The sequence below is a fragment of the Streptomyces sp. NPDC001219 genome (assembly GCF_053597915.1).
This window is the reverse complement of record NZ_JBSFJF010000054.1, coordinates 44,046-53,009: the sequence shown is the minus strand read 5'-3', so window position 1 is coordinate 53,009 and position 8,964 is coordinate 44,046. Positions and strand designations below refer to the sequence as shown.

Genomic DNA, 8,964 nt, shown 5'->3' with positions numbered 1-8,964 from the left:
CGGGCGGCGGCGGAGGACGCCCGGCCCGCGCCCGGCGCGCCGGCGGGCAGCGGTGCGGCCGCCAGCGCCGCGTGGTAGCGCTCCATGACCACGTCGGCCACCGCGGGCTCCGGGCCGATGACCGTCGCGCCGAAGACGTCCGTGCCGGGGTGCGCCGCCGCCCAGCCCTCGGCCTGCATGTGCAGCCGCTCCACCGGGCCGCCGGGAAGGACGAAGTAGGGCAGCACCACGATCCGGCCCGGCCCGCCGGAGCCCCCAGCGGCCCCCAGCGTCCGGCACCGGTCGAGGCCCGCCGGGACGTCCGGCGCCGCCTGCGAGACGAAGGCGGTCTCCACGCCCGCGAATCCGCGCCCCTCCCACAGCAGCCGCGCGGCCCGCGCCACCTCGGCGTTGGCGTGCGGGTCGGCCGCGCCACGGCCCACCAGCAGCACCGTGGTGCCGGCCCGGTCGGCGGGCCGGCGGGCGCCGCTGCCCATGGCCTCGTCCAGCCGCCGCTCCAGCACGTCGAGCAGCGCGGGGTGCGGGCCCAGTTCGGCGCCGCGGGCGAGGACGAGCCCGGGGTGGCGCTCCGCCGCCCGCGCCAGCACCGCGGACAGCGCGTCCGGGACCGGGCCGGCCGGGGCGGTCAGCAGGGGTATGACGGCGATCCGGGTCGCGCCCCGCCCGACGAGACCGTCGAGGGCGCCGTCCAGGGACAGCGGCGAGTCCGGGGCGCCGGGGAAACCGCCGGCGACCGGCACGTCCGGGTGCCGCTCGCCGAGCAGCCGCACCAGTGCGCGCAGGGCGTCGGCCCCGCCGTCGTCGCGGCTGCCGTGACCGGCGATGAGCAGTGCGGGGGGAGAGGTCGTCACGGGGTCTCCTTGGTACCGGTGGGTCCGCTGCCGGGCGCCGGGTCGCCGGCGACCGCCGTCCACCGATCCGGGCCACGGCGGGGCGGGTTGGGGGAGGTCAAGACGATATCCGCAGCGGAGGAGCGGTCGGTGGCCGCTCCCTCCCTACCAGCGGTAAGGGCACCGCTGTCCGTTACAGCGGGCCCGGCCAGCGCACAGGTCGCGCGGGCCGGCCGGCCGTGCGGAGCCGACTTCCGCTTGCCGGCGAGCAGTTCGGCGCCCGGCCCCGCGGCCAGCAGCGCCGCCGCCTCCGCCACGCTCGGTGTCCCCACGGCGGCCGCCGCGGCCGGGGACGGAGCGGGCACCCGCACCGCCGCCAGCGCCGCCGCCGGGAACGACCGCAGCGGCACGCCCAGCCGCCGTGCCGCCCCGAGCAGGCCCGGCTCGGCGGCCTTGGCCGCGACCGTCGCCAGCGCGGTGAGCGGCCGGTCCGTACACCCCGCCGCCGCGCGGGCGGCCGCGATCAGCTCCAGCACCTCGGACACCGGGACGCCCCGGCTCGCCCCCACCCCGACGACCAGCGGCAGAGCGCCGCCGGTCCCGTCGGGGCCCCGGCGCCTCATACCGCCACGACTCCCCGGCCGAAGGCGACCCGGCCGCGCCGCCCCTGAACGACCGCGGTGAGCCCGGCCGGCCCGGCGGTGACCGGCTCTCCCGGCCAGCGGACGCCCAGCGCGTCCCACGCCGCCCGCGCGGCCGCGGGGTCGGGGCAGGCCGCGGTGAGCGAGACCAGCGGCAGCACGGGGAGCCCGGCGGCGGCCGACGGGTGCGGGTTCGCGCCCCAGTCCAGCAGGAACGGGGCCAGGCCGGTCCCCGGCGGGGTCAGCCGCCAGGTGAGCCGGCCGCCGTCCGGGGTGCGCCGGCTCATGCCGTACGGGTCGCCGGGGTCGTGGCCGTGCGCCCGCGCCGCGGCCACCCGGGCCGCGATACCGGTGACCCGGACCGCCCAGGTGACCAGCCGCGGCCCGGTCAGCGCGTCGATGCCGAACCACCGCGGCCGGTCCGGTGCGGGCTGTTCCGGATCGGGCCCGACGATTTCGAGGTACGCGCCGCCGCCCAGGCCCAGCAGCTCGTTACGGGTGCCCCGGCCCGGGTGGCTGCCGCCGCGCACCGGCCGTACCCCGGTCAGCCCGGCGACCTCGGCCACGGTGCGGTCCAGGTCGGGGGTGGCACAGACGAGATGGTCGAGGACGGCGGCCCCGCCCGTGCCGGGGCTCACCGGGCGGCGCCCGGGGCCGCCGTGCTCCGGGCGGCGCCCGCCACCAGCCGCCCGGCCAGCGAGGGTTCGGCGGCCCAGTGCACATGCAGATACGAGGCGTGCACCCCGCCGGACACGAAGCCCTCCACCCGCCGCTCCGGATGCGTCAGACCCCACGCCGGGTCCGCGCCCGCGCCCGGCTCCAGCACCGTGCGGTGGAACTCGTGGCCGCGCACCCGGGTGCCGGCCGCGGCCAGCGCGTTGTCCCGCAGCGCCACCGCCTCGCGGTAGCCGAGGGTGAGCCGTTCGGTCATCCGGGCCTCAGCGGGCAGCACCCCGCACATCGGCTTCCCGTCGATCGACCGGGACAGGTACAGCAGCCCGGCGCACTCGGCGGAGACCGGCGCCCCGGAGGCGGCCAGCGCGGCCACCGCGGCGCGCAGCGGCGCGTTCGCCGACAGGTCCGGCGCGTACATCTCCGGAAAGCCGCCGCCGATCACCAACCCCCGCGTGCCGGGCGGCAGTCGCTCGTCCCGCAGCGGGTCGAACGGGGCCACCTCGGCGCCCGCGGCGGCCAGCAGCTCGGCGTGCTCGGCGTACGAGAAGGTGAACGCGGCGCCGCCCGCGACGGCGATCAGCGGCTTCTCCGGGGTGTCCGTGCCGGTGGCCGGGGCGAGTTCCGCCGCCGGGTCCCAGGGGGTGTCCGGCAGCTCCGGCACCGTACGGGCCAGCGCCAGCAGCGCCTCCAGATCGCAGCCCTCGCGAACCCGCGCGGCGAGTTCGGCCACCGACTCCACCGCCTCGGTCCGGCGCTCGGCGACCGGCACCAGGCCCAGGTGCCGGGACGGCGTACCGGCCCGCCCGTCCCGGCGCAGCGCGCCCAGCACCGGCACACCGGAGGAGTCCATCGCCTCCCGCAGCAGCTCCTCGTGGCGGTCCGAGCCGACCTTGTTGAGGATCACCCCGGCCAGCCGCACCTCCGGGTCCCAGGAGGCGAAGCCGTGCACCAGCGCGGCCACCGACCGGGACTGCGAGGAGGCGTCCACCACCAGCACCACCGGCGCCCGCAGCAGCTTCGCCACCTGCGCCGTGGACGACAGCTCGCCCATCCCGGAGGCGCCGTCGAACAGCCCCATCACGCCCTCGACCAGCGCGAGATCGGCGCCCGCCGCACCGTGCAGGAACAGCGGCGCGATCCGGCCGGGACCGCACAGATAGGCGTCCAGATTGCGGCCGGGGCGGCCGGTGGCCAGGGAGTGGTAGCCCGGATCGATGTAGTCCGGGCCGACCTTGTGCGGCGACACCACGAGTCCGGCCTCGGCGAACGCCGCCATCAGACCGGTGGCCACCGTCGTCTTCCCCGCGCCCGACGACGGCGCGGCGATCACCAGCCGGGGAATCGATCCGCCGCTCACGCGCTGTGCTCCCTGTTCACCATTCGATGCCCCGCTGGCCCTTCTGGCCCTCGTCCATCGGGTGCTTGACCTTCGTCATGTCCGTCACCAGATCGGCGAAGTCCAGCAGCGCCTCGGGGGCGCCCCGCCCGGTGATGACGACATGCTGGGTCCCGGGGCGGTCGCGCAGCACCGACACCACCTCGTCGGTGTCGATCCAGCCCCACTTCAGCGGGTAGGCGAACTCGTCCAGCACCAGCAGCTTGTAGGTCTCCGCGGCCAGGTCCCGCTTGACCTGCTCCCAGCCCTCGCGCGCCGCGTCCTCGCTGGAGGCGATGTCGCGCTGCACCCAGGACCAGCCCTCGCCCATCTTGTGCCAGGCGACGGTGCCGCCCTCACCGGACTCCCCGAGCACCTTCAGCGCCCGCTCCTCGCCGACCTTCCACTTCGCCGACTTCACGAACTGGAACACCCCGACCGGCCAACCCTGGTTCCAGGCGCGCAGCGCCAGCCCGAAGGCGGCGGTGGACTTGCCCTTGCCCTGGCCGGTGTGGACGAACACCAGCGGACGGTTACGGCGCTGGCGGGTGGTGAGCCCGTCGTTCGGTACGACGGACGGCTGTCCCTGCGGCATTACGCGGCCTTCCTGTTGCCCTGCACGGTCCGTACGAGCGCGGAGACACTGTCCGCGCGCAGTTCGTCGAGGCTGATCGCGGTGCCCTGCAGCTCACGGGCCAGCTCGCCCGCGAGACCGAGCCGCACCGGGCCCGCCTCACAGTCCACGACCACCGAAGCGGTGCCCTCCGCGGCCAGCAGCCGGGCCGCGCGGCCGGCGCGCACCACCGGCTCCGGGCCGCCGGTCGCCCGGCCGTCGGTGACGACCACCAGCAGCGGCCGCCGCGAGGCGTCCCGCATCCGCTCCACCCGCAGCACCTCATGGGCCTTCAACAGGCCCTCCGACAGCGGCGTCCGGCCGCCCGTCGGCAGCTGCTCCAGCCGTGCCGCGCCCGCCTCGACCGAGGACGTCGGGGGCAGCGCCAGCTCGGCGCCGCTGCCGCGGAAGGTGATCAGGCCGATCTTGTCGCGCCGCTGGTAGGCGTCCAGCAGCAGCGAGAGCACCGCGCCCTTGACCGCGCTCATCCGCTTCCGCGCGGCCATCGAACCGGACGCGTCCACGACGAACAGGACCAGATTGCCCTCCCGCCCCTCGCGTACCGCCTCGCGCAGATCGTCCCGGCGCACCAGCAGCCCCCGCCCGCTGCGCCCGCGGGCCCGCTGGTGCGGCGCCGCGGCCTGCACCGTCGCCGACAGGTGCAGCTTGCCCAGCGCGCCCTGCGGGCGGCGGGCCCCGGTCGTGCGGCCGTGGGCGGTACGGGCCCGGGAACGGCGGCCGTCCGCGCCCTCGCCCAGGCCCGGCACATCGAGGCGCCGGGTCTTGAACGGTTCGGTGGCCCCGACCGCCGGCCGCTCCCCGGCCGCGGCCCCCTGGGACGCGCTCCCGGGCGCGGGCTGCTCGGCCTGTCCGGGCTGCTCGGGGGCCTGCGGGGCCTCCCGGTCCTGCTGGTGCGGGAGTTCGGCCTCCGGCGGGAGCGGGGACTCCTCCGGCCCGCCGTCCTGCGGCGGCTGCCCGCCGCCGTCCGGACCGCCCCCGTCGGGACCGCCGTCCGGGCCGTCCGGCTCCGGGTCGTCGTCGCCGTCCGGGGTCCCGTCCGCGTTCTCGTCCGGGCCGAACTCCTCCAGCGTCTCGTCGAGCTTGTCCTCGTCCAGGCCGGGGGCGTCGAAGGGGTTGCGGCGCCGGCGGTGCGGCAGCGCCAGCAGCGCCGCCTGCCGCACGTCCTCCTCCAGGACGTCCGTCCGGCCCGCCCACGCGGCCAGCGCGGTGGCGGTACGCGCCATCACGATGTCCGCGCGCATCCCGTCCACCTCGAACGCCGCGCAGGTCGCGGCGATCTGCCGGAGCGCCGCATCGCCCAGCACCACCCGCGGCAGCAGCTCCCGGGCCGCGGCGATCCGGGCGCGCAGCGCGTCCTCCTCGGCCGCCCAGCCCGCCGCGAAGCCCGCCGGATCGGCGTCGTAGGCCAGCCGGCGGCGGACCACCGCCACCCGCTCGTCGGGCTCGCGCGAGGCGGCCACCTCGACCGTGAGCCCGAACCGGTCCAGCAACTGCGGCCGCAGCTCGCCCTCTTCGGGGTTCATCGTGCCGACGAGCAGGAAACGGGCCGCGTGCCGTACCGAGACACCCTCGCGCTCCACGTACGAGGCGCCCATGGCCGCCGCGTCCAGCAGCAGGTCCACGAGGTGGTCGTGGAGCAGGTTGACCTCGTCGACGTACAGGATGCCGCGGTGCGCGTCCGCCAGCAGGCCCGGCTCGAAGGCCTTCACGCCCTCCGACAGCGCCCGCTCGATGTCCAGCGCGCCGACCAGCCGGTCCTCGGAGGCGCCGACGGGCAGTTCGACCATCCGCGTCGGGCGCTCCTCGACGGCGGCGGTCTCGTGCGGCCCGTCGGGGCAGCCGGGGTCCGGCGCGGCCGGGGCGCAGGCGAAGCGGCAGCCGTTGACCACGTCCACGGCCGGCATCAGCGCCGACAGCGCCCGCACGGCGGTGCTCTTGGCGGTGCCCTTCTCGCCGCGGACCAGCACGCCGCCCACCGCGGGGCTCACCGCGTTCAGCAGCAGCGCCAGCCGCAGGTCGTCCATCCCGACCACCGCGGTGAACGGGTACTGCGGGGTCGTCTCGTGAGCGGTTGTCATGCTGTGTCGTCCTCCACGTCGCCGTCGAGCTCCGGATTCGTCCTGTGCGTACCCCTCATGGCGCCCCCGGAGGCACGAACGGCAGTCCCTCCGGCACTCCTTCCTCGATCAGCCGCAGCAGCGCGCCGGTGTCCGCGTGCTCCTCGACCAGATCGCCCAGCCGGTCCAGCTGCTCCTCGCGCAGCACCCCGAAGCGGGTGTCGGGGGCCGGTACGAACGCCCGGCCCGCGTCCGCCGCGACCCGCCGCAGGAAGGCCCGGCGGAAGCCGTCGCTCTCCAGCGAGCCGTGCCAGTGCGTGCCCCATACGGAGCCGGCCCGGCAGCCGTCGAGGCTGCGCCCTTGGTCATCGGAGATGAACGCCTGATCCCCGCCGCTCACTTCGGCGACGCCGTGGTGGATCTCGTACCCCTCCACCGGCTCGCCCAGCGCCGTACCGACCGGCCGCGCCAGCGTCTTCTCGGCCGCGAACCGCACCCGTACGGGCAGCAGCCCCAGCCCGTCGACCGTGCCCGCCTTCGACTCGACCTCGTCCTCGATGCGCTCGCCCAGCATCTGGTATCCGCCGCAGATGCCCAGCACCGGGCGGCCCTCGGCGGCCCGCCGGGCGATCGCGTCCGCCAGCCCGCGCTCCCGCAGCCACTCCAGTGCCCGGACCGTGCCCCGGGTCCCCGGCAGCACCACCAGGTCCGCGTCGGCCAGCTCCTCGGCCCGGTCCACGAACCGCACCACCACGCCCGGTTCGGCGGCCAGCGCGTCCACATCCGTGAAGTTCGACATCAGCGGTACGGCACAGACCGCCACCCGCAGCACATCCGTCCCGTGCGGCGGGGCCACCACGCTCTCGCGCACCGCGCCGCGCAGCGACACCCGCAGGCCGTCCTCCTCGTCGATGCCGAGGCCGTGCGCGAACGGCAGCACGCCCAGCGTCTGCCGCCCCGTCAGACCGCGCAGCATCTCCAGCCCCGGCTCCAGCAGCGTCACATCGCCCCGGAACTTGTTGACCAGATAGCCCGCGACCAGCGCCTGGTCCTCCTCGGACAGCAGCGCGGTGGTACCGAAGAACGAGGCGAACACCCCACCGCGGTCGATGTCACCGACCACGACCACGGGGATGCGGGCGGCCCGTGCGATCCCCATGTTCACGATGTCGGTACGCCGCAGATTGATCTCGGCGGGGCTGCCGGCGCCCTCACAGATCACCGCGTCATGGGTGCGCCGCAACTCCTGGAGGCAGTCCGTGACCGTACCGAGCAACTGCTCCTGGCGCCCGGCGTGGTAGCCGCGGGCGCTCAGTTCGCCCACCGGCTTGCCCAGCAGCACCACCTGGCTGCTGCGGTCGCTGCCCGGCTTGAGCAGCACCGGGTTCATCAGCGCGGTCGGCTCCACCCGCGCCGCGGCGGCCTGCATCGCCTGGGCCCGTCCGATCTCCGCGCCCTCGCGGGTGACGAACGAGTTCAGCGACATGTTCTGTGCCTTGAAGGGCGCCACCTTGACGCCCTGCCGGACCAGCCAGCGGCAGATGCCCGCCGTCACCACGCTCTTGCCGGCGTCGGACGTCGTCCCGGCCACCAACAGGCCACCGCCGACCGCCCCGCCGGCTGCCTTCAACCGCCCGTTCACCGGGTCCTCCTCCTGAGCTTCGGGTCACTACACCCGCCCACCCCCCGAAGGGGGGTGGGCGGCGGGGAAAAAACGGACGGCCTCATACCGGACCCGCCTCACGCCCGAGCCCTCCGGCTCCCCGAGCCACCGCCGCCCGCGCGGCGCCGCCCGCCAGTCGGGCCGCCACCGTCGTCACCAGCGCCAGCGCGCTCACCCGCCGGGAGAGCCGCACCGCCCGCCCGATGTCCTCCACCGCCACCGGCGGCGCCGCGCCGTTGAGCACCGGACGGTGCTCCACCCGCCCGCCGTACGCCAGCGTGCCGCCCAGCCGTACGCCCAGCGCGCCCGCGAACGACGCCTCCACCGGGCCCGCGTTGGGGCTCGGGTGCGCAGCGCCGTCCGCCCGCCAGGCCCGCAGCGCACCGCGCCGGTCGGGGCCGGCGAGCACGGTCAGCGTGGCGGTCAGCCGGGAGCCGGGCCAGCCGGCGAGATCGTCGAGCCGGGCCGCGGCCCAGCCGAAGCGGCGGTAGCGCGCCGACTTGTGGCCCACCATCGCGTCCAGGGTGTTCACCGCGCGGAACGCCACCAGGCCGGGCACCCCGCCCAGCGCGCCCCACACCAGGGCGCCCACCACCGCGTCGGAGGTGTTCTCGGCGACCGACTCCACCACCGCACGGGCCATCTGCGGCCCGTCCAGCGCCTGCGGGTCGCGCCCGCACAGATGCGGCAGCCGCTCCCGCGCCACGTCCAGGTCACCCGCGGTCAGCGCCCCGCCGACGGCCCGCGCCTCCCGGCCCAGCGAGGTGCCGCCCAGCACGGCCCAGACCGTCGCCGCGGTCAGCGCGATCCCGGCGCCACCACGGAGCGACAGCACAGAAGCGGAAGCCGAGCCCCGCACGGCGCGCCGCACCAGCGCGGCGGCGGCCGCGGCACCGCCCGCGCACAGCACGGCGTGCGCCGCCCCGTAGCCGCGGTGGTCGCGCCACAGCCGGCGCTCGACGGCGCCAGCGGTCCGGCCGAACGCGGCCACCGGATGGCCACGCCGCGGATCTGCCGCGATCAGGTCGGTGAGAAAGCCGAGGGCCGCGCCGCACGCGTATCCCGCGTGTTCGCCGCGCACCGGATCAG

The 8,964-nt window shown here is 76.8% G+C and carries 8 protein-coding genes; all 8 read right to left on the bottom strand.

Annotated features, from left to right (window positions below):
• On the bottom strand, positions 1–851 hold an 851-nt coding region (locus ACWC9R_RS28080; protein WP_450735638.1), incomplete at its 3' end, for a sirohydrochlorin chelatase.
• The gene (locus tag ACWC9R_RS28075) at positions 848–1,453 is read right to left on the bottom strand and encodes a cobalamin biosynthesis protein (RefSeq protein ID WP_450735636.1); all 606 of its coding nucleotides are present in this window, start codon (positions 1,451–1,453) and stop codon (positions 848–850) included. The genes ACWC9R_RS28080 and ACWC9R_RS28075, both read right to left, overlap by 4 nt.
• Positions 1,450–2,109 carry a VOC family protein gene (locus tag ACWC9R_RS28070; RefSeq protein WP_450735634.1) on the bottom strand — a complete coding sequence of 220 codons (660 nt, stop codon included), beginning with the start codon at positions 2,107–2,109 and terminating at the stop codon, positions 1,450–1,452. Before ACWC9R_RS28070 ends, ACWC9R_RS28075 begins: the two co-directional genes overlap by 4 nt.
• Positions 2,106–3,503: a cobyrinate a,c-diamide synthase gene (locus ACWC9R_RS28065; RefSeq protein ID WP_450735632.1), complete on the bottom strand. Its 1,398-nt coding sequence runs from the start codon at positions 3,501–3,503 to the stop codon at positions 2,106–2,108. The genes ACWC9R_RS28070 and ACWC9R_RS28065 overlap by 4 nt, the downstream gene beginning before the upstream one ends.
• A 16-nt stretch (positions 3,504–3,519) precedes the next feature.
• Complete coding sequence (gene cobO / locus ACWC9R_RS28060; RefSeq protein ID WP_018091818.1) at positions 3,520–4,116, bottom strand: cob(I)yrinic acid a,c-diamide adenosyltransferase; 597 nt, start codon at positions 4,114–4,116, stop codon at positions 3,520–3,522.
• Complete coding sequence (locus ACWC9R_RS28055) at positions 4,116–6,233, bottom strand: putative cobaltochelatase (RefSeq protein WP_450735630.1); 2,118 nt, start codon at positions 6,231–6,233, stop codon at positions 4,116–4,118. Before ACWC9R_RS28055 ends, cobO begins: the two co-directional genes overlap by 1 nt.
• Positions 6,234–6,288: 55 nt before the next feature.
• Positions 6,289–7,854 (bottom strand): cobyric acid synthase, encoded by a 1,566-nt coding sequence (locus ACWC9R_RS28050; protein WP_450735628.1) that lies wholly within the window; start codon positions 7,852–7,854, stop codon positions 6,289–6,291.
• Between the two features lie 82 nt (positions 7,855–7,936).
• Positions 7,937–8,956: a cobalamin biosynthesis protein gene (locus ACWC9R_RS28045; protein ID WP_450735626.1), complete on the bottom strand. Its 1,020-nt coding sequence runs from the start codon at positions 8,954–8,956 to the stop codon at positions 7,937–7,939.
• Positions 8,957–8,964: the final 8 nt, after the last annotated feature.

Excerpts from the sequence above, each read along its gene's own strand:
- ACWC9R_RS28075 (WP_450735636.1), bottom strand. The coding sequence starts at position 1,453 with ATGAGGCGCCGGGGCCCCGACGGGACCGGCGGCGCTCTGCCGCTGGTC.
- cobO (WP_018091818.1), bottom strand. The coding sequence starts at position 4,116 with ATGCCGCAGGGACAGCCGTCCGTCGTACCGAACGACGGGCTCACCACC.
- ACWC9R_RS28055 (WP_450735630.1), bottom strand. The coding sequence starts at position 6,233 with ATGACAACCGCTCACGAGACGACCCCGCAGTACCCGTTCACCGCGGTG.